The 20559-nt window shown below is 63.8% G+C and carries 20 protein-coding genes; 9 read left to right on the top strand and 11 right to left on the bottom strand.

Features of this window, described 5'->3' with window-relative positions:
* The 3 genes from AC0L2P_RS01370 to AC0L2P_RS01380 are packed head-to-tail and all read right to left on the bottom strand — an operon-like array spanning position 1 to position 2540.
* Positions 1-1269 carry a CCA tRNA nucleotidyltransferase gene (locus AC0L2P_RS01370; RefSeq protein WP_473499438.1) on the bottom strand — a complete coding sequence of 423 codons (1269 nt, stop codon included), beginning with the start codon at positions 1267-1269 and terminating at the stop codon, positions 1-3.
* Positions 1266-1898 carry a CoA pyrophosphatase gene (locus tag AC0L2P_RS01375; protein WP_473499440.1) on the bottom strand — a complete coding sequence of 211 codons (633 nt, stop codon included), beginning with the start codon at positions 1896-1898 and terminating at the stop codon, positions 1266-1268. The genes AC0L2P_RS01370 and AC0L2P_RS01375 overlap by 4 nt, the downstream gene beginning before the upstream one ends.
* 21 nt (positions 1899-1919) lie before the next feature.
* Entirely contained in the window at positions 1920-2540 is a 621-nt protein-coding gene (locus AC0L2P_RS01380; protein WP_473499643.1) for a DUF1285 domain-containing protein, read from the bottom strand.
* A 145-nt stretch (positions 2541-2685) separates the two neighbouring features.
* On the opposite strand from AC0L2P_RS01380, the gene AC0L2P_RS01385 reads away from it, so the two are divergent.
* From AC0L2P_RS01385 to AC0L2P_RS01400, 4 genes are read left to right on the top strand one after another with little or no spacing between them, the layout of a single operon-like run.
* Positions 2686-3690, top strand: coding sequence for an AAA family ATPase (locus tag AC0L2P_RS01385; RefSeq protein WP_292662167.1), 1005 nt, complete (start codon positions 2686-2688; stop codon positions 3688-3690).
* Complete coding sequence (locus tag AC0L2P_RS01390) at positions 3690-4604, top strand: DUF58 domain-containing protein (RefSeq protein ID WP_473499443.1); 915 nt, start codon at positions 3690-3692, stop codon at positions 4602-4604. The genes AC0L2P_RS01385 and AC0L2P_RS01390 overlap by 1 nt, the downstream gene beginning before the upstream one ends.
* Positions 4601-7426: a DUF4159 domain-containing protein gene (locus AC0L2P_RS01395; protein WP_473499445.1), complete on the top strand. Its 2826-nt coding sequence runs from the start codon at positions 4601-4603 to the stop codon at positions 7424-7426. Before AC0L2P_RS01390 ends, AC0L2P_RS01395 begins: the two co-directional genes overlap by 4 nt.
* 3 nt (positions 7427-7429) lie before the next feature.
* On the top strand, positions 7430-9517 hold the full coding sequence (locus tag AC0L2P_RS01400) for a hypothetical protein (RefSeq protein WP_473499447.1): 2088 nt from the start codon (positions 7430-7432) through the stop codon (positions 9515-9517).
* Between the two features lie 52 nt (positions 9518-9569).
* Here the strand turns inward: AC0L2P_RS01400 and clpS are convergent, their stop codons facing one another.
* The 3 genes from clpS to AC0L2P_RS01415 all read right to left on the bottom strand — a co-directional run bounded on the left by clpS (position 9570) and on the right by AC0L2P_RS01415 (position 10746).
* On the bottom strand, positions 9570-9875 hold the full coding sequence (clpS, locus tag AC0L2P_RS01405) for an ATP-dependent Clp protease adapter ClpS (RefSeq protein ID WP_473499448.1): 306 nt from the start codon (positions 9873-9875) through the stop codon (positions 9570-9572).
* 256 nt (positions 9876-10131) lie between these two features.
* A complete protein-coding gene (locus AC0L2P_RS01410; protein WP_473499450.1) occupies positions 10132-10350 on the bottom strand; it encodes a hypothetical protein in 219 nt (72 codons plus the stop codon).
* A gap of 36 nt (positions 10351-10386) precedes the next feature.
* Positions 10387-10746 (bottom strand): hypothetical protein, encoded by a 360-nt coding sequence (locus AC0L2P_RS01415; RefSeq protein ID WP_473499644.1) that lies wholly within the window; start codon positions 10744-10746, stop codon positions 10387-10389.
* 236 nt (positions 10747-10982) lie between these two features.
* Here AC0L2P_RS01415 and AC0L2P_RS01420 point away from each other — a divergent pair, with 236 nt between their 5' ends.
* Together AC0L2P_RS01420 and AC0L2P_RS01425 are read left to right on the top strand one after the other, a co-directional pair.
* Positions 10983-11699: a response regulator gene (locus AC0L2P_RS01420; RefSeq protein WP_473499452.1), complete on the top strand. Its 717-nt coding sequence runs from the start codon at positions 10983-10985 to the stop codon at positions 11697-11699.
* On the top strand, positions 11696-13105 hold the full coding sequence (locus AC0L2P_RS01425; protein ID WP_473499454.1) for an ATP-binding protein: 1410 nt from the start codon (positions 11696-11698) through the stop codon (positions 13103-13105). The genes AC0L2P_RS01420 and AC0L2P_RS01425 overlap by 4 nt, the downstream gene beginning before the upstream one ends.
* An 11-nt stretch (positions 13106-13116) precedes the next feature.
* Here the strand turns inward: AC0L2P_RS01425 and AC0L2P_RS01430 are convergent, their stop codons facing one another.
* The 5 genes from AC0L2P_RS01430 to AC0L2P_RS01450 form a co-directional block, all read right to left on the bottom strand.
* Positions 13117-14154 (bottom strand): MBL fold metallo-hydrolase, encoded by a 1038-nt coding sequence (locus AC0L2P_RS01430; protein WP_473499645.1) that lies wholly within the window; start codon positions 14152-14154, stop codon positions 13117-13119.
* Positions 14155-14383: 229 nt separating this feature from the next.
* Positions 14384-14674, bottom strand: a complete 291-nt coding sequence (locus tag AC0L2P_RS01435) for a hypothetical protein (RefSeq protein WP_473499456.1) — start codon at positions 14672-14674, stop codon at positions 14384-14386.
* Between the two features lie 116 nt (positions 14675-14790).
* Positions 14791-15972 carry a choline ABC transporter ATP-binding protein gene (choV, locus tag AC0L2P_RS01440; RefSeq protein ID WP_473499458.1) on the bottom strand — a complete coding sequence of 394 codons (1182 nt, stop codon included), beginning with the start codon at positions 15970-15972 and terminating at the stop codon, positions 14791-14793.
* Complete coding sequence (gene choW, locus AC0L2P_RS01445) at positions 15969-16823, bottom strand: choline ABC transporter permease subunit (protein ID WP_473499460.1); 855 nt, start codon at positions 16821-16823, stop codon at positions 15969-15971. Before choW ends, choV begins: the two co-directional genes overlap by 4 nt.
* A gap of 116 nt (positions 16824-16939) precedes the next feature.
* Positions 16940-17875 carry a choline ABC transporter substrate-binding protein gene (locus tag AC0L2P_RS01450; RefSeq protein WP_473499462.1) on the bottom strand — a complete coding sequence of 312 codons (936 nt, stop codon included), beginning with the start codon at positions 17873-17875 and terminating at the stop codon, positions 16940-16942.
* Between the two features lie 236 nt (positions 17876-18111).
* On the opposite strand from AC0L2P_RS01450, the gene AC0L2P_RS01455 reads away from it, so the two are divergent.
* The 3 genes from AC0L2P_RS01455 to AC0L2P_RS01465 all read left to right on the top strand — a co-directional run bounded on the left by AC0L2P_RS01455 (position 18112) and on the right by AC0L2P_RS01465 (position 20552).
* Complete coding sequence (locus tag AC0L2P_RS01455; protein WP_473499463.1) at positions 18112-18723, top strand: thymidine kinase; 612 nt, start codon at positions 18112-18114, stop codon at positions 18721-18723.
* Between the two features lie 137 nt (positions 18724-18860).
* Complete coding sequence (locus AC0L2P_RS01460; RefSeq protein WP_473499465.1) at positions 18861-19250, top strand: c-type cytochrome; 390 nt, start codon at positions 18861-18863, stop codon at positions 19248-19250.
* 213 nt (positions 19251-19463) lie between these two features.
* Complete coding sequence (locus AC0L2P_RS01465) at positions 19464-20552, top strand: hypothetical protein (protein ID WP_473499467.1); 1089 nt, start codon at positions 19464-19466, stop codon at positions 20550-20552.
* The last annotated feature ends 7 nt before the right edge of the window (positions 20553-20559 follow it).

Genomic DNA, 20559 nt, shown 5'->3' on the forward strand with positions numbered 1-20559 from the left:
TTAGGATTCGAGTGCTTCTGCGGCGCGCTTGAGCAGCGCGCCGCGATCAAGCGCAAAACCGGACTCGACCCATTCCTTTTCGAGATTCTTCAACGTTGCGCCAAGCTTCGGCCCCGGTGACGCGCCAAGTGTCGTCAGATCGGCGCCCTTGAGCGGAAAGACAGGGTTTTGCCATTTTGCGGCGAAGGCAAGCAGGCGCGAGAAGCCGCCGGCTTCGAGCAGTGCGTCATTGTCTTCGACCGCGCGGGCTCGAGCGGAAGCGAGCAACAGTCGCAACCGATCGACAAAGCCTTGGCGGTCGCCAAAATAAAGCCTTTTCGCCAACTCTCCTTCGGTCGTTTTTGGATCGACGGCAGCCGTGATCGCCCAATGCCGCAGGCGGCTTGCCTCGCTCACGGAAAGCCTCAATCTCTCACCAAGCGTTTTCATGCGCGCGGCATCCGGCGGCACGATGGCTTCCAGCCTGAGCAGCGGGTCCGGCGCCCAGGCCAGGTCCTTCTCGGTCTTGATCAGCCCATGGATCGCATCGATGCCCCATTTCTCGCTTTCCGGCAGAACGCTGGTCAGAACGCCGGCCTGGCGCATCCACAGCAGCGCCCGCGACGGATCTGGCGCCGACAGCAATTTCTTCAATTCCCACCAGACGCGCTCGACCGAGAGTTGCTCGAGCCCCTGCTTCAGCCGGGCGCAAGCCTTCAACCCTTCGGCATCCGGTCTGCCGTCGCCATACCAGGCGAAGAAGCGGAAGAAACGCAGGATGCGCAGATAATCCTCGCGGATGCGCGCTTCCGGATCGCCGATGAAGCGCAGCCGCCGCGCTTCGATATCGGCGATACCGCCGACCAGATCGACGACCGTTCCATCGGCTTCGGCATAGAGTGCGTTGATGGTGAAATCGCGTCGCGCGGCGTCGGCTTTCCAGTCACGGCCGAACGACACTTTCGCGCGCCGGCCGTCGGTTTCGATGTCGGCACGCAGCGTGGTAATTTCATAGGCCTTGCCGTGGGCGACCGCGGTGACGGTGCCATGCTCGATGCCGGTCGGCACCGTCTTGAAGCCCGCCGCCTCGGCGCGCCGGATGGTTTCCTCGGGCACCGTGGTGGTGGCGATGTCGATGTCGGCGACCGGCTGGCCGATGAGCGCGTTGCGCACCGCACCGCCGGCGACACGCGCCTCCTCGCCGCCGTCGGTGAGCGCAGCGAGCAGGCGCTGCAGGTGGCTTTCGCCGAGCCAGCCGGCCTTGCCCGCGATCGACACTGGATCGCTCACGAATAGAGCCCTTCATAAAGCGTTCGGATGATGCCCGCAGTGACGCCCCAGATGCGCTGGCCGCCATAGGGCATCTCGTAAAAGAACCATTCGAGGTCGTTCCACATGCGGCTGTCTCTGGTGTGGTTTGCGGGGTCCATCAGAAAGCCCAGCGGCACCTCGAAGACGGCATCGACTTCGTCCGAATTCAGCGTCAGGCTGAAACCGGGCCGCACAATCCCGAGCACCGGGGCGATGCGATAGCCGCTGCCGGAAACGTAGTCCGGCAGACGGCCGATGATCTCGATGTAATCCCTATCGAGACCGATCTCCTCGAATGTCTCGCGCAACGCCGCCGCTTCCGGGCTCGCGTCGGTGGGATCGATGGTTCCGCCGGGGAAAGCCACCTGCCCGGAATGGTTGCGCAGCCTTTCCGCCCGCCTGGTCAAAAGGACCGTGGCTTCATGGCCATGATCGACCACTGGGATCAGAACGGCTGCATCGCGCAGCGCCTTGGCCAGCTTCAGCCTGGGGTGGCCCGGATTGAAGCGGTGGTCGCCAAAATCGTCGCCGGCATATGCCAGCGGCTGCGCCGCGACGCGCTGGCGAAACTCGGCAGCGGAAAATGGCAACGGCGTCACCTGATCCATCATAGGCGGTCCATCATGCGCTCAGCCGTTCAGTTTCTCAGCCGGCATGATTGGATAGACCTCGCCTTTGGAACGGACGGCAAACATCGTCTTGCCGCCGATGTCGATCTCTTCGCCGTGCTCGACCAGCTCGTACATCACCGGCCGTGCCACCAGCGCCTCCAGCCGCCCGCGCACCAGCACATAAGGCTTCAGACCACCTGTCCCGTCCTCATCGACGAAGCGCAGCGGGTGCCCCGCCCCAGCCTCGACCACGTCGCCGACATTGGTGCGAAAGGTGATGATTTGTCCGTCGCCGGCGCCCGACACGTCCATCTCGACGGCAATGAAGGGCGCATCGGCTACGCGGATGCCGACCTTTTCCACGGGCGTCACCAGGTATGTCCTGCCGTCCTCATCCTTGCGCAGCACCGAGGAAAAAAGCTGCACCAGCGGCAACCGGCCGATCGGCGTTCCCAGATAGAACCAGGTGCCGTCCTGCTTGATTTCCATGTCGAGATCGCCGCAAAACGCCGGATTCCAGCGTTCCACCGGCGCCGGCCCCTTGCCGGCGCGCGTCGCGCGCGAGACCAGCGCTTCCAGCCCGCGAGCCTCGGTCGCGGCCGTCAGGCTCTCTTCACGATGGTCGGCGGCGTCCGTCATGGTCACGAAATAGTCACTGTTGTTCCGCTTGTCAGCCTAAGTCTGTGATTTAAGTTCATTGCAGGCGCCATGCGAGGCCGAATCGCGGCATTCTGCGGCACCCAAGGTGCCAAGCGGTATTTCCAACCAGAAGGATCGATGCTGCATGAGCGTTATGATCAAGGAAAGCCCGATCAGCGAAAAAGACATGGTGGCACAGGCCGAGAAGGCGTTGGCCGACATTTCGAGGGTCCGCGACGGCGTCGGCCGGGTCATTTTCGGCCAGGAAAGCGTCGTCGAGCGCACGCTCGTCGCATTGCTGGCCGGCGGCCATGCACTGCTGGTCGGCGTGCCCGGCCTCGCCAAGACCAAGCTGGTCGAAACGTTGGGCATCGTGCTCGGCCTCGATTCGCGCCGCATCCAGTTCACGCCCGACCTGATGCCATCGGACATTCTCGGCTCAGAGGTGATGGAGCAGGATGAATTCGGCAAGCGTTCGTTCCGCTTCATTTCCGGGCCGATCTTCGCGCAACTGCTGATGGCCGACGAGATCAACCGCGCTTCGCCGCGTACCCAGTCGGCGCTGCTGCAGTCGATGCAGGAATACCACGTCACCATTGCCGGCGTGCGCCATGACTTGCCGTCACCGTTCCACGTTCTGGCGACGCAGAACCCGCTGGAGCAGGAAGGCACCTATCCGCTGCCGGAGGCGCAGCTCGACCGCTTCCTGATGCAGGTCGATATCCTCTACCCCGAGATCGAGGCGGAGCGCCGCATCCTGTTGGAAACCACAGGTATCGAGGATGCCAAGGCCGAAAACGTGCTGCAGCCGGCGCGGCTGAAGGATATCCAGACGCTCATCCGCCGCATGCCGGTGCCTGAAAGCGTCGTCGAGGCGATCCTCAAGCTGGTGCGTTCGGCGCGTCCCGGCCAGGGCAACGCCGATACCGACAAGCACGTCGCCTGGGGCCCAGGCCCGCGCGCCAGTCAGGCGCTGACGCTGTGCGCCCGCGCCCGCGCCCTCTATGACGGCCGGCTGGCGCCGTCGGTCGACGACGTCCGCGCGCTGGCCGAGCCGGTGCTGCAGCACCGCATGGCGCTGACCTTCGCCGCCCGCGCCGAGGGCACCACGGTACGCGACGTCGTGGCGAAGCTCGCGAAAGGGATTTGATGGCGCGCATCGGTGAAGCGCAGGAACCGGCAGCGACGCGCGATGCGCTCGCCAGAGGCCGGTTGCGGGCTTCGTTGGTGCCGGACCTGTTGGTCGAGGCGCGCCGCATCGTCAACACGGTGATTGCCGGCTGGCATGGCCGCCGCAAGCGCGGCATCGGCGAGAATTTCTGGCAGTTCCGGCCCTATGTCGAAGGCGATTCCTCGCGCATTGACTGGCGCCGTTCCGCCCGCGACGACCACACCTATGTCCGCGACCGCGAGTGGGAGGCCGCCCATACGGTGTGGCTGTGGGCCGATCCCTCGCCTTCCATGCTCTACAAATCGACCGGAGCCAGCGTTTCCAAGGAATCGCGCGCCCTGGTGCTGACGCTGGCCATGGCCGAGCTTTTGTCGCGCAGCGGCGAGCGCATTGCCTGGCCGGGCCTGACTGACCCGTTCACCGCCCGCAATGGCGCCGAGCGCATCGCGGCGCAACTGATGCACGCAGCCGACCTGCCGGCAAAGCCCGACCTGTCCGGCATTCGCCGGTTCTGCGATATCGTCCTCGTCAGCGATTTCCTCGACCCGGTCGAGGACACCATAGCCTGGCTGGACGTGCTCGCCCGCCACGGCGTGCGCGCGCATCTGATCGAGGTCGCCGATCCGGCCGAGGGAAGCTTCCCCTATGCCGGGCGCACCGAATTCACCGATCCTGAGACCGGCGACAAGCTGACCGCCGGCCGCGCCGAAATGCTGGGCGAGGAATACCGCCTGCTTTATGCCGCCCGCCGCCAGGAACTGGCCGCCTGGTGCAAACGGCTTGGCTGGAGCTTTACCGTCAATCATACCGACCGCCTTGCCTCCGAGGCGCTGGTGCGCATCCACATGGCGATGACCGCTGAGGGCAGCTTTGCCGGGAGGGCCCGCGCATGAGTTGGCTGCCGCTCTCCTTCGGGGCGCCGATGGTGCTGTGGGGCCTGCTGGCGCTGCCGGTGATCTGGTGGCTTCTGCGGCTGACGCCGCCCAGGCCGCAAACCGAGGTGTTTCCGCCGCTCAGGATTCTCGCCCGCGTGCTGAGGCGCGAAGAAACGCCGCAGCAGAGCCCTTGGTGGCTGACGCTGCTCAGGCTGCTGATGGCCGCGCTTATCGTGGCAGCACTTGCCGAGCCCGTCTTCAACCCGCGCGAAAAGCTGCCGGCCGAGGGCGCTGCCCTGGCGCTGGTGATCGACAACGACTGGGCAAGTGCTGCCGAATGGGGCAAGCGCGTCGCCACCGCCGAGCGGCTGATCGCCGATGCCAATTCGAACGGCGTGCCGGTGCTCATCGCTTTCACCGCCGAGAAGCCGAATGCCGAGATCGGTCCCTTCGATGCCGCTGCCGCGCTCGACCGGCTGCGTGCGGCAAAGCCGCGGCCGATCCCGACCGACCGCCCCGCCGTCTACGCCCGCGTCGCTTCAGCCTTGGAGTCGCTGCCTGGCGCCAGCGTCGCGGTGCTCGCCGATGGCCTGGCGGCGCAAGGCGACGAAGCCGCGTTCAACACGTTGTTGTCGAAGAACGCGGCACGTGTCGTCTGGGCCGTCTCCGACCGGCTGTCGCTGACCGGCCTGACCGGCGCCGACAACCAGGTTGACGGCTTCGCCCTAACCGCGATCCGCGCACCGGGCGATCCGGCACCCGCACAGGTGACGGCCGGCGCCTTCGACGACAAGGGCCGCCGCATCGCCGACGCGACGGTGACCTTTGCCCCGGGCGGAACCGCCGCCACCGGCAAGATAGCGGTGCCGTTCGAACTGCGTAACGACTTCGCCTACATCGCGCTCGATGGCGAGCGCCAGGCCGGTGCCGTCCGCGTGCTCGATGAGAGCTCAAAACGTCGCCGCGTCGGGCTGCTTTCGCAGTCCGAGGCCGATCAGGCGCAACCGCTGCTGTCGCCGCTCTACTACATCCGCCGCGCCCTTCAGCCGTTCGCCGATCTGGTCGAGCCGTCCAGCGTCGATCTCGCCGATGCCATCCCGCAACTGCTCGATCAGAAGCCGGCGATGATCGTCATGGCCGATGTCGGCACCATTCCGGAACAGGCGCGGCAAAGGCTGGTCGACTGGGTCGACAAGGGCGGCACGCTGGTGCGTTTTGCCGGTTCGCGGCTGGCCGCTGCCGGCAATGACGACGATCTGCTGCCGGTCCGGCTGCGCACCGGCGAGCGCTCGCTTGGCGGCGCGCTGTCATGGACGGCGCCGCAGCCGGTCACGGAATTCCCGAAAACCGGCCCCTTCGCCGACCTCGCGCCGCCCACGGAAGTCACCGTCACCAGGCAGGTGCTAGCCGAACCGACGCCCGACATGGTCGAGCGCACCTGGGCGACGCTTGCCGACGGTACGCCGCTGGTGACCGGGATGAAGAAGGACAAGGGTACGCTCGTGCTGTTCCACGTCACCCCCGAGGCGACATGGTCCAACCTGCCAATCTCCGGCAGCTTCGTCGAGATGCTGCGGCGCATCGTGCAATTATCGCGCAACCAGGGCGCGGCGGTCGCCAATGCCGAGGCCGCCGCCACTTCGCTGGCACCCTATCGCATGATCGCCGCCGACGGCACGCTGGTACCGCCGACGCCGGATGCGCGGCCGCTGGTGCCCGGCGCCGGCCCGCTGCCGGTGACGCTGGAAAACCCGCCTGGCCTCTATGGCTCCGAGACGGGAGTGTTCGCTCACAATCTGCTCGGTGGCGACAGCGCATTCACGCCGCTGGCCCGGCCTGAGATCACCGTGCCGGTCACCACCATCCAGTATGCCTTCGACGAGCAGCGCAACCTCAAAGGTCCGATGGTCACGGCCGCCCTGGTGCTGATGGTGCTCGATACGCTTGCCGTATTCTGGATGGGCGGCCTGTTGTCGCGCCGGCCGCGCCGTGCCGGCGCTGCGGCGACGGCAGCCGTCCTGCTGATTGCGCTCGGCGCCTTGATGATTGGCCACGCGGACGTCGCGCGTGCTGACGACGCCAAACCGGGAGATACGGAGGCGATCGGGGACATTTCAAAGACCCGCATCGCCTACGTGCTGACCGGCGAGCCGGGTGTCGATTCGATCAGCCGCGCCGGGCTCGAAGGCCTGACCCGCTTCCTCATCGAAAAAACCGCGCTCGAACCCGGAGCACCGGCCGGCGTCGACATCTCGAAGGACGAACTGTCCTTCTATCCGCTGATCTACTGGCCGATCGACCCCTCCGCCCCGATGCCCAGCGAGGCCGCTATCGCTCGCATCGACGCCTACATGCAGCAGGGCGGAACGGTCTTGTTCGACACCCGCGACCAATTCGCCAATGGCATTGGTGCGGATTCGACCAGCCCGGCGACGGAGCGGCTGCGCGACATCCTCGGCAACCTCAACGTGCCACCGCTGGAGCCGGTGCCGTCGGACCACGTGCTGACCAAATCCTTCTACATCCTTCCGGAGTTTCCCGGCCGTTTTGCCGGCAGCCCGCTTTGGGTCGAGGCATCGCTCGAAGCCAGCAACACCGAGAATCGCCCGGTGCGCACCGGCGACGGCGTTTCGCCGATCATGATCACCGCCAATGATTTCGCTGGCGCCTGGGCCGTCGACGAGAATGGCGACCCGCTATTGCCGACCGTGCCGTCGGATCCGATGCAGCGCATCTATGCGCTGCGTGCCGGCGTCAACATCATGATGTACATGCTGACCGGCAACTACAAATCCGACCAGGTGCACGTCCCGGTGCTGCTCGAACGGCTGGGGCAGTAGACCATGAACTGGTCGCTCGCCTTCGAACCGCTCATCACCTGGCCGCTGCTCGCGGTGGTTCTGGTACCGCTGCTGCTGCTGGCGCTGGTCGGCCTTTGGTTTCGCCAGCGCGGCGCGGTCTTCCGCCTGGCAGCCCTGATTGCCCTGGCCGCGGCGCTGCTCAATCCGGTGTTCCTCGACGAAGAACGCGAGCCGCTGAAAAGCATCGTCGCCGTCGTCGTCGACCGCAGCCAGAGCCAGGATATCGGCGACCGCACCAAGCAGACCGACGCGGCGTTGGCCGGGCTTCAGCAGCGTCTCGGCCGCTTCAAGCAGTTCGACGTCCGTGTCATCGAAGCCGGCAAGTCCGAAGCCGCCGACGAGCGCACCGAGACGCGGTTGTTTTCCTCGCTCGAAAATGCTTTCCGCGACGTGCCGCCGTCGCGCATCGGCGGCGCCATCATGATCACCGATGGCGAGGTGCATGACGCGCCGCCCGGAGCACCCGACTTCAATGCCCCGCTGCACGCGCTGATTACCGGCAACGACCACGAAAAGGACCGCCGCATCCGCTTCGAGAATGCGCCGCGCTTCGGCCTCGTGGGCAAGCCGCTCGACATGACCTATCGCGTCATCGCCACCAACAACGAAACCGGCCCGGTCGATGTTCGCGTATCGGTCAACGGCGAGCAGGTATCGGTCGAGCACGCCAACATCGGCCAGGCGATGCCGCTGCAAGTGACCATTCCCAGCGCCGGGCGCAACATCGTCGAACTCGCCATCAACCACGACCCGGGCGAACTCACCGACACCAACAACCGCGCCATCGCCCTGATCGACGGCATTCGCGAAAATCTGCGCGTGCTGCTTGTTTCCGGCGAACCGCATGCCGGCGAGCGCACCTGGCGCAATTTGCTGAAATCCGACGCTTCGGTCGACCTCGTGCACTTCACCATCCTTCGCCCGCCGGAAAAGCAGGACGGCACGCCGATCAACGAATTGTCGCTGATCGCCTTCCCAACGCGCGAGCTGTTCGTCGAGAAGATCAAGGATTTCGACCTGATTATCTTCGATCGTTATCAGCACCGCGACGTGCTGCCGATCCTCTATTACGACTACATCTCCGAATATGTCGAAAAGGGCGGCGCGCTGCTGATCGCGGCGGGCCCCGAATATGCCGGCGAAAGCTCGATCGCCCGCACGCCGCTGATGTCGGCGCTGCCCGCAATGCCGACCGGCGAGGTCATCGACAAGGCCTTCTATCCGCGTCTTACCGATACCGGCCAGCGTCATCCGGTAACGCGCGGGCTCGACGGCTCCGCGACCGAGCCGCCGCACTGGAGCCGCTGGTTCCGCACCATCGGCGTTGAGAACCCCGAGGGCGAGGTGGTGATGAAGGGCGCGGACAACCGGCCGCTGCTGCTGCTCGACCGCAAGGGCGAAGGCCGCGTCGGCATGCTTTTGTCCGACCAGGGCTGGCTGTGGGCGCGCGGCTTCGAGGGCGGCGGCCCGCACGTCCAGCTCTACCGGCGCATCGCCCACTGGCTGATGAAGGAGCCCGAACTCGAGGAAGAGCGGCTGACCGCCGACGGCCGCGGCATGGTGCTTGAAATCCGCCGCCAGACGATGAGCGACGACCCCGGCCCGGCGCAAGTCATCACACCATCCGGCAAGGCACTGATCGTCAGGCTCGAGAAATCCGAGCCAGGTGTCTTCCTCGGCAGCGTCGAGACCAGCGAAATCGGTCTCTATCAGGTCGGCAACGGCGACCTGACGGCATTGGCCCATGTCGGACCGGTCAACGCGCCGGAATTCACCGACGTCGTCTCCACCGAGAACCGGCTGAAACCACCGGCTGAGGCCACCGGCGGTAGCGTTCGCCGGCTAGCGCCGGCCTCGGCCATTGGCAATCTCACCAGCACGGTCACGCTGCCCTCGATCGTTCCGGTCCGTTCCTCGGGCGCTACCTCCGGCAACGACTGGATCGGCCTGCGCACCACCGACGATAGCGTGCTCAAGGCGGTCTCGCGCGTGCCGCTGTTCGGCGGCTTCCTCGGCCTCGGCCTGCTGCTTCTGGCGATGGGCTCGATGTGGTACCGCGAAGGGCGGTAGCGGTTTGCTTTCTCCCTTCTCCCCTTGTCTTGTGGGAGAAGGTAAGGCTGCCCTACTCCTCCGGCTCCGTCGTGAACATCAGCGGGTAGCCCTTGGCCTTGCCGGCATCGGTTGCCCGCGCCGCCTTGGTCTCGGCGACGTCCCTGGTGAAGACGGCGACAACGCAGACGCCGCGCCGGTGCGCAGTAATCATTATCCTGTGCGCCTGGTCTTCGCTGAGCTTGAACTCGGCCTTCAGCACCGTCACGACGAACTCGCGCGGCGTGAAATCGTCATTGACCAGGATGACCTTGTAGAGCTTCGGCCGTTCGACCTTCGGCTTCGTGCTGGTACGGGGTCTTGTCGTGATTTCAGGCATTGGACCGGCAATTGCGTACGACAGCTTTGCGGTCATTTTGACATGAGCAAAAGCGGTCGTCCATTCAACCGCGCGCGAGCGGCTTCCCGGCGGGCGCAGTTCAAAAGTCCGTGCCTATGTTGCAACTGCCGGCTGGCGTTCAACTAGCGGTGTGCGCCGGGACTGGCCCTATTGTCTGCACCCAACAAAAAAGACGACCGCTCCAGGCAAATCGCAACTGGAGCGGTCCTCTCATAGGTAGAAAGATGTCGCTTGATCAGGCCTTCGGAGCTGCCTTCACCGCGTGCTTCTTGTGCTTCTTGACGGTCTTCTTGGCAGCGACCTTCTTCACGGCCTTGGCCGGCGCAGCGGTCGTCGTTGCCGTCGTCGCAGCCGGGGTGGTGGTCGCGGCATTGGCGCTGCTGGCGCCGAGAACCGGCATTGAGACGGCCAGCGCGATGGCGAGACCGAGGGCGGAGAGGAGGGACTTTTTCATGGCTTCACTTCCTTTTTGTGCAGATCGGGTTGAGTGTCACTGAACGGGATCGATCGGTGTCACTCCAAGCAGCTTCAAAGCGTTCGCGAGCATCCGGATTCCCTGTGCCTGTTTCTTGTTGGCGCAGAACCGGTTTCCCTTTCTTTGAAGTGCCTTTGCCGCGGTGACCTGCGTTGCCGCGGCATGGGTTTCGAGGGCTTCGTCAAACTGGCGGTTCAGATCAATGCAACGCTCGCTGCGGGTGGTCGCCACCTTTGCGTCGACCGCCTTTGCATTTGCCACCTTCGCATCGGCCAGCTTTGCATCGGCCAGCTTTGCATCGGCTTGTTCGACCGCGGTCGTGACGAGCGAAATGGAAAGCAACGCACCCATCAGACTGATCGAGAACCTTTGCATTAGTCTGTCCGTAATCCCGTAACGCGTGTCGCAGCCGATGACCTGACCGCCACGGCACCACTTATGCCCTTGATTTTTTTCGGCAGTTTTTCCGAATTGTAGAATTTTGTTTCTGGATTGTTTCTGGGTAGCCCGGATCGGGCCGCCGATCTCCACTAGCCAACTTGTGGCCTGAATTCTATCGTCTGGCTGACGGCCAAGCACCGCTTGGGCGACCCACAAATGACAGGTTTCCTGTGAAATCCGACCCCCACATACTGATCGTCGACGACGACAAGGGCATTCGCGACCTGCTTCAGGAATTCTTCCAGAAGCGAGGGCTGCATACATCGGTCGCAGCCGACGGCACCGAGATGGAGACCGTCCTGCGGCGCGCCCACGTCGACCTGATCGTCCTGGACGTCATGCTGCCCGGCAAGAGCGGGCTGGAGCTCTGCCGCGAGTTGCGCGCCAATTATTCGACACCGATCATCATGCTGACGGCGGTTACCGAAACTACCGACCGCGTGGTTGGCCTGGAGATGGGCGCCGACGACTACGTGCCGAAACCCTTCGATCCGCGCGAGCTGCTTGCACGCATCCGTGCCGTCTTGAGGCGCAATGGCGCCACCGAACCACGACGTGCCGCCTCGCGGCAGATCTACCATTTCGCCGGCTGGACGATGGACTGTTCGCGCCGCCGGCTGATGGCGCCCGGCGACGTCAGGATCGAGCTGACGATGGCCGAATTCAATCTCCTGCAGACCTTCGTCAAGAGCGCGCAACGCGTACTGAGCCGCGAGCAGCTCATCGAGCTTTCCGGCGGCGACAGCGGCTACAGTTTCGACCGCAGCGTCGACATTCTGGTCAGCCGGCTGCGGCGCAAGATGGAGGACGACCCGAAAACGCCGAAGCTGATCCTGACCGTGCGCAGCGGCGGTTATCAGTTTCTGCCCGAGACGACCTCCGAATGAGACGCATCCTGCCGCAAACGCTGCCGGTCTGGGTGCTGCTCATCGTCATCGCCGGCCTGCTGATCAGCCAGATCGCGACCCTTTACATCGTTTCGCGCGACCGTGCCGCCGCCAATGACGTCGTCGATCTCTACCGGCTGAACGACCGCGCCTTCTCCCTGGTGCAGCTGATGCATGATGCCACGCCGGACCAGCGCAAGGCGACGGCCTCCGGCCTGTTCAACGCCACTTACGCGCTCACCGTTTCCAACACGCCCGCTGTTACTTCCTCGATAGCCGGCGACGACGAGCTGGCCGAATTGGAGGACATATTGGTCGGCCGGCTATCGAAGTTCGGCGTCACCGACGCGCGGGTCCGCCGCGATCCGGCGACGCACGAAGCCGACGTCCCCCATGGGGTTGTCGCGGGTCCCGATATCGGTCAGGTCGAGCGCGACCTGCTGGTGCTGGCGGCCGATTTCGCCCAGAGCGACAAGCTCACGGCCTCGCTCCGCTTCGCCGACGGCCAATGGCTGAACTTCACCGAGCCGAACACACCGGCCGGACCGGTACTGAGCTTCGATAGCTTGCCGCTCTATGCCTTTATCGCCGGGCTGGTGGTGGCTTCCTCGATCTGGTCGCTGCGTCGGCTGACGGCGCCCTACCGGACGATGGAGACCGCGGTGAAGCGGATCGGCGAGGATCTGAAGAGCTCGCCGATCGCCGAGAGCGGCAGCCGTGAGGTGCGCACCGCGGCAAAGGCGGTCAATGCCATGCAGGCGAGACTGCGGGCCTATGTCGAGGACCGCGAGCATCTCGCTGCCGCGCTCGCACACGACCTGCGTACGCCGCTGACCAGGATGCGGCTGCGCCTCGAACTGCTGAGGAATTCGACCGTGCGCGCCGCATTGGCGCACGACCTCGCCGATATCGAAGGCATTGCCAGCTCGGTCATCGACTTCGCCACTTTCGAAGTGACGGAGGAAAAGAGCGAAAGGATCGATTTCTGGTCGCTCGTCGAATCGGTCGCCGACGGCTACGAGGAGGTCTCGTTCGACAATGACGATGCGCGCTCGCGCGGCCTGATCTGCATGGCGCAGCCGGTCGCGCTGCGGCGTTGCGTCACCAATCTCGTCCAGAATGCCGTCACCTACGGCAAGAAAGCGCATCTCAGCCTGCGCAAATCGGACAGGACCATCACGCTGGCGATCCGCGACGAGGGGCCGGGCATTCCGCAGGCCGAGCTCGACGCCGTGTTCGGCTCGTTCGTGCGCCTGGAGCAGTCGCGCAACCGCCAGACCGGCGGCCTCGGCCTCGGTCTGACCATTGCCCGCAACATCGCCCGCAGCGCCGGCGGCGAAGTCAGCCTGTCCAATCACCCCGACGGCGGCCTGCTGACGGAGCTGAAATTGCCGCTGGCGGCGTAAGCCCGATCCGGCTAACGCGTGAGCGGGCCACTCGCCTTTCGCCAGGCGTCGATGCCGCCGTGGATATGGCAGGCGCCGGCAACTCCAGCATCCTGTGCCGCCTGCACCGCCATTGCGGAGCGCTCGCCGAAGGCGCAGTAAAACAGCAGCCGCTTGCTAGTCGACCTGGCGAGCTCATGCAGCATTCCGCCCGCGGCAATGTTCTCCTGCAGCGTCGTGTAAGGCACATGCAGCGCCCCCGGAATGATGCCGTGCCGTTCCCGCTCCGAGCGTTCGCGTAGATCGATCAGCGCGACATCGGGCTGTCCCACCAGCGCGAGCGCCTGCTCGGCCGTCACTGCCCAGCCGCGCCGCGCGATCTCTTCCTGGTGAAGCCCTATCCTCATGTTGGCCGGCACGGCGACGTCCATCATCTTCGGGTTCGCAAGCTTCAAGTTGTTCATGATCTCGACGTAGTCTTCCATCGACTTCACTTGCAGGCGCGGATTGAAGGCTTTTTCCTCGCCGATCGTCGAGACGGTCTCGCCTTTGTAGTCATGCGCGGGATAGATCAGCGTTTCGTCGGGAAGCTTGAGCAGGCGACCGAAAATCGACTCGTATTGCTGGCGCGGATCGCCGTTTTGAAAATCGGTGCGGCCGGTGCCGCGGATCAACAGCGTATCGCCGGTGAACACCCGGTCGGGCAAAATGAAACTGTAGGAATCGTCGGTGTGGCCGGGTGTGTAGATGACATCGAGCGCCAACCCCTCGATCGTGAGCTTGTCGCCGTCGGAAAGCCGCATCGAGACGACGTCGGCCTTGGTCTGCTCGCCCATCACGGTGACGCAATGGGTCTTGTCGCGCAGCGCCCCGAGGCCGGTGATGTGATCGGCGTGCAGATGCGTGTCCACCGCCTTGACCAGCTTGAGGTCGAGTTCCTGCACAAGCTGAAGATAGCGATCGACCTTCTCCAGCACCGGGTCGATGATCAGGGCTTCCCCGCCCGGGCGGCTGGCGAGCAGATAGGAGTAGGTGCCTGAAACGGAATCGAAGAGCTGACGGAAGATCATTTCTGCCACGTACCCCGTTTGAACTCCCCATCGGCACGCGCCTAACCACGCGGCCGCGATACGATCCGAATGTAAGGCTTGGCTGCCTTCCAGCCAAGCGAGAATACGGCCTACCCCCGCCTTCGTCCGACGAGAGGGACAGCGCCGCGACTCGATGCCTCGCGGTAGCCGCGAATCGCACCCGTGAAAGCCCTCGCGATGCACGCGATTTGCTCCGTACCGTCCATCTTCAGTGGATGACAACGATCTTCCATGCCAGCAGCGCAACGATGGCTGCGGCGGTGAGGAGTGTTGCCCAACCATGACGCCCGAACGCATGCAAGACAAGCACGATGAGCGCGGCAGTCGACGCTGCGAGCGCCCCTTCAACGTAGAAAACTTGCTCCATGCTTAGCGGCGCACCGATCGCGCCGCCGATTCTGAAAAACTCTAGGATCGACCGGATCGCAATCACGATCACCAGGCCGAGCGCAGCTTGCGCGGCTCGCGGCGTGGACAACCGATCGTAAATCCGCTTCAAGGCGCCTTGCCTGACGCCGCGCCGGCGGCGACAATCTTGATGCAATCGTAGAGCTGCCTCAGCGGCCCGGTAGCGTCCTCACAGTTGATGGTTATGGTGGCGGACATGCCAATCTTCTACCGCCGCAGCACCGCGCTCAGCACATCCCTGACGCCGATGGCGCCGACGAAGCGCGATTGGTCGTCGAACAGCGCCACCGGTGCGGTCTGCGAGCGATGCATGGCCAGCATTACGGTCTTCAGTGAGGTGCCGGGATTGGCCCAGAACACCTGCGCCGTCTCTTCCGGCTGCGCTTCGACATCGGCGCAGGACACCCATACCGCCGGCTTGCCGTCGCGCTCGGCCGCCGCCACCAGCCCATGCTCGTCGATCTTGAAGCGCGTCGTCTTGCGCCGGTCGAGCCACACCCAGCCATCCTCGCCGTGCTCGAGGTCGCGGCGGTCGCGCATGACGTTCCAGGCGGTCAGCACCGAGAGCGGGTTCACATTGGCGATGAAGTCGCGGACATAGTCGTTGGCGGGCCGCAGCACGATGTCTTCCGGCGCACCGGTCTGCACGATGCGCCCACCTTCCATGATGGTGATATGGGTGCCGATCTTCAGCGCCTCCTCGAGGTCGTGGCTGACGAAGATGATGGTCTTCTTCAGCTCGGCCTGGAGCTGCAGCAACTCGTCCTGCAGCTTGGTCCGGATCAGCGGATCGAGCGCCGAGAACGGCTCGTCCATCAACAGGATCGGCGCCTCGGTGGCAAAGGCGCGCGCCAGGCCGACGCGCTGCTGCATGCCGCCGGAAAGCTCATGCGCGTATTTCTTCGACCACTGGTCGAGATGAACCAGCTTCAGCTGTTTGCTCACCCGCTCCTTGCGCTCGGCTTCGGGTACCCCGGCGAGCTCGAGGCCGAGGCCGACATTCTCCTCGACCGTGCGCCACGGCAGCAAGCCGAACTGCTGGAACACCATCGCCACCTGCTTCTGCCGCAGCCGCCGAAGCGTCGCCTCGTCACAGGTGACGACGTCGACGGTGCCGTCGCCGTCCTTGACCAGCACCTGGCCGCGCGAGACGACGTTCAGTCGGTTGACGGCTCTGAGCAGCGTCGACTTGCCGGAGCCGGAAAGCCCCATCAGCACCGAGATCTCGCCCTCGTTCACGGTGAGGCTGGCGCCGGCGCAGCCCAGCACGTTGCCGGTCTTTTCGAGGATCTCGGCGCGGGTGGCGCCGCTGTCGATCAGCGCCAGCGAACCGGCCTGGTCGGCGCCGAAGACGATGTCGACATTCCTGAAATCGACGGCGACGGTCATTTCTTGCCTCCAACGCCAATGCGCGTCATCCGGTCGAGCACGATGGCGAGGACGACGATTGCGAGGCCGGCCTCAAGCCCGAGATCGATCCTGCGCGAACCGAGCGCCCGGTTGATTTCTGTACCGAGCCCGCCGGCGCCGATCAGGGCGGCGAACACCACCATCGACAGCGACAGCATGATCGATTGCGTCAGCCCGGCCATGATGGTCGGCAGTGCCGAAGGCAGCTCGACCTTCCACAGCAGCTGGCGCTTGGTGGCGCCGAAAGCTTCGCCCGCCTCGACAATCGATTTCGGCACCGAGGTGACACCAAGATGGGTGAGCCGGACCGAGGTCGGGATGACGAAGATGATGGTGACGATCAGGCCGGGCGCGTTGCCGAGGCCGAACAGGGTCAGCACCGGGATCAGGTAGACGAAGGTCGGCAGCGTCTGCATCAGGTCGAGCACCGGCAGCATGACCCGATACACCTTCGGCTTGTGCGCGGCCCAGATGCCGAGCGGAACGCCGATGGCCATCGAGACGGCGGCGGCGGCAACCACCAGCACCAGCGTCTCTACAGTCTGTTTCCACAGGTTTTGGTTGAGGATAAACAGCAATCCGATGAACACCGCCAAAGCCAGGCCTTTCGAGCGCTGCAGGAAATAGGCAAGCAGGGCGATCAGGGCGATCAGCAGAACCGGCGGCAGCAACAGCAGCCCGTCGACGATGCCGTCGAGCAGGAAGTTGAGGCTGTTGGAAAAAGCCCTGAAGACGGTGTCGAAATTTTCGGTGAGAAAGCCGAAAAACGCCTTCCCCCATGCCCCAATGGGAATCTTGTAACTGACCAGGAATTTGGAGATCGGATCCATCTAGCCCTTCTTCTGCCGGCGCGGTCCTTGCCGGACGGTCATCTTGTCACAGGATATGAAAAAGGCAGCCATTTCTACCGTGGCTGCCCCTTGTCTCGTCATGCCAGATGGTCGGGTCAGCTTCCGAGCGCCGTTTTCACCGCAGCCGCCGCATCGCCGCCGTCGAAGGTGGTGACGCCAGCGATCCAGGGAGCGACTGCGTCCGGGTGCTTCTTCAGCCAGTCGGTCGCGACCGTATTGGCGTCGCCGCCTTTCAGGATCGCGTCCATCATCTCGCCTTCCATGTCCAGGTTGAACTTCAGATTGGCGATGAACTTGCCGGCATTCGGGCATTCGCTCATGTAGCCCTTGCGCACATTGGTATGCACGGTGGCGGCGCCAAAGCCGCTGTCGCCCATCCCCTCGAGATAGGTGATCTTCATGGCGCCCATCACCGGATGCGGCGTCCAGCCGAGGAAGGCAATCCATTCATTGTTCTTCATCGACTGCTCGGCCTGGGTGAGCATGCCGGCCTCGGAAGATTCGACAAGTTCGAAGCCTTCGAGATTGGTCTTCGGATCCTTGATCATGTCGAGGATGATGCGGTTGCCGTCATTGCCGGCCTCGATACCGTAGATCTTGCCGTCGAACTTGTCCTTGAACTTGCCGAGATCCGTCAGCGTCTTGACACCGGCATCGGCGACATAGGTCGGGACGACAATGCCGTAGCCGGCGCCGCTGAGATTTTCGCTGACGGTCTCGACCGAGCCTTCGGCGGCATAGTCCTTGATGTCGTTGGTCATCGACGGCATCCAGTTTCCAAGGAACACATCGAGGTCCTTGTTCTTCAGCGACGCATAGGTCACCGGCACCGACAGCTGGATGACCTGCGGCTCGTAACCGAGTGCGGTGAGCAGAACCGAGGCTATGCCGGTCGTCGCCTGGATGTCGGTCCAGCCGACATCGGACAGCCGCACCGTCTTGCAGCTTTCCGGATCGCCGGCAAAGGCCCCAGTCGTGGATAGAAAAGCCGCCAGGCCGAGGCCGGCGACGAATGAACTCATACGCGACATGAAAATTCTCCCATTTCAGTTCTCGGTGAAGCGAAGCGGCGGTTTTATCTCCGCCTTGTTCCGTCAGCCAAACATCATTCTGCTGCGGTTTCAAGCACTAAGGCAATCACGAACAACGGCGCAGGCTGGCCGATCAGCGACACTCCCGACGCTTTCCCGATGGAAGTCGCCTTTTCCCGGTGGAATGTAGGCGCTCCCCCTCCCCGCCTTGTTGTAACTCGGCTTAAAAGGACGGCATGGCCAAGCTGTACTTCCACTATGCGACGATGAATGCCGGCAAGACGACGATGCTGTTGCAGGCCTCGTACAATTACCGCGAGCGCGGCATGACGACGATGCTGTTCATCGCCGGCCACTACCGCAAGGGCGATACCGGGCTGATCTCGTCGCGCATCGGCCTGGAGACGGAAGCCGAGATGTTCCGGGACGGCGACGATCTGTTTGCCCGGGTCGCCGAGCATCATGACCACGCCACGGTGCATTGCGTCTTCGTCGACGAGGCGCAATTCCTCGAAGAGGAGCAGGTCTGGCAACTCGCCCGCATCGCCGACCGGCTGAACATCCCGGTCATGTGCTACGGCCTGCGCACTGATTTCCAAGGCAAGCTGTTTTCCGGCTCGCGCGCCCTGCTGGCGATCGCCGACGACCTGCGCGAGGTGCGCACCATCTGCCGTTGCGGCCGCAAGGCGACGATGGTGGTGCGCCTCGGCGCCGACGGCAAGGTTGCGAAACAGGGCGAACAGGTGGCGATCGGCAAGGATGTCTATGTCTCGCTCTGCCGCCGCCATTGGGAAGAAGAAATGGGCCGCGCCGCGCCCGACGATTTCATCGGCTTCACCAAAGCCTGACCAGCGCTATTTGTTTCATCCGGCCTTGACTTGGCGCACGCCGAACAGCTTGAAACAGCAATCGTTTCCGCCATCATGCGGCGTTTGTTAAGCGTGCCGCCTATTTTGATCCGCGGCCAGAGCCGTCGGGAGTTCCCATGCTTCGAGCCATTTCTTCTACTGCTGCTTTCCTCATCGCCGGCGCTCTTGCCGCGCATGCCGACGGCGATGCCGCTCTCGGCAAGAAGGTCTTCAACAGATGCATGGCCTGTCACGAGGCAACGAGCGACCGCGACAAGGTCGGCCCGCATCTGCTTGGTGTCGTCGGCCGCACCGCCGGCACCGCGGACAGTTACCTCAGCCGTTACTCGCAGGCGATGAAGGACGCGGGCGCCGCCGGCGTGGTCTGGGACGAAGCAAATCTTGCCGAATACCTGCGCGCGCCCGGGCAGAAGGTCCCCGGCAACAAAATGGCCTTCCCCGGCCTGACCAGCGACGATGACATCGCCAACGTCATCGCCTACCTCAAAGCCGATCCCAAGCCCTGAGCGTCGCTCCCGAGCAAAAGTCCAGCCGAGGTCGAAGCGGTGCCTGGCTGGCCGGCGATTACAGCGTAATCATGACTTGATTATCCTGAAGTCACCTCCTGAAATTCTTTGTTTTCCTGTAATCCCATGTCTTCCGTCTTTCATTCGCCAAACCCGGCACATATATTCGCGGCGGTTTGCGAAACGAAACCGATGCCGAAGCGGGAGGCCCCAATGGCGACATTGCAGAATTTCGATGCCGAGATTGCCAAGACCAAGCAGGTCGTGCAGGACATGCGCACCAAGATCGAGCAGTCCGGAACCGTGCTCGACACGCTCGCCACCGCCGACAAGAAGATCGGCGACGCCAATTTCGACATCGAGAATGCCCGCATCGAGGACGTGCTGAAGCAGCAGAAGGTGATGGAAGGCAACATCGCCGACCTGATCATCGGCCTCGAGGACGCCACCAACGTCTTCGGCGCTGAATTCGAGAGCATGAAGAACTACACCGGCTGGGAAAGTTTCGTCGGCGTCTTCTCCAGCCAGCGCAAGCAGCGCATGCGCACCGACCGCGTCCGCAACATGTCGCTGGCCGGCAATTTGCAGGAGCTGCTGGCGAAGTCCGACACCATCGTCGGCATCCTCAAGGCGCAGAAGCAGGTTCTCGACACGCGCTACAAAACCTCCGAAGCAAGCCTGTCGCAGGTGATCGAGCGTCGCAAGACCACCATGTCCAATCTCGAAACCGTGCAGAAGCGCATCGAAGAACTCAACCCGATGCTGCTCGACATCGAAAACAAGATCGCCGCCTCGACCAGCCAGAAGGAGCGCACGCAGCTTGAAGGCGAGCGTTCGAAACTGGCTACGGAATACAACGAGAAGCAGGCCAAGGAGCAGGAATTGCTGGCCGAAAGCCAGACGCTGGAGCGCTACACCTCGATGTTCCAGACCTTCGTCGATTCGCTCAACAACCAGATCGCGGCGCAATCGACGCTGATCAACAAGCTGACCATCGATACCGAGCAGCGCATCGTTCTGTATAAGGCGCTGGAAGATTCGCTGAAGACCGCCGCCCAGCAGGATGTCGCCCACAAGATCAACACGCTTGGCAGCCAGGTCGACAACACCGCCGAAGAGACCATGGCCGGTATTGGTGCCGCCTCGCAGAAGCACATTGGCGATCTGCTTGAAATGCATGAGAAGAACATGGTCGCCACCGCCGACATCCAGCGCCGCAAGAAGCTCGCCGACGGTGCCTTCGCCCGCCGTTTCGACGATGTGATGAAGAAGCACAATTCGGCAAATTACGTGCAGTCGTAATTGCTGC

Source organism: Mesorhizobium sp. WSM4836, from assembly GCF_055811815.1.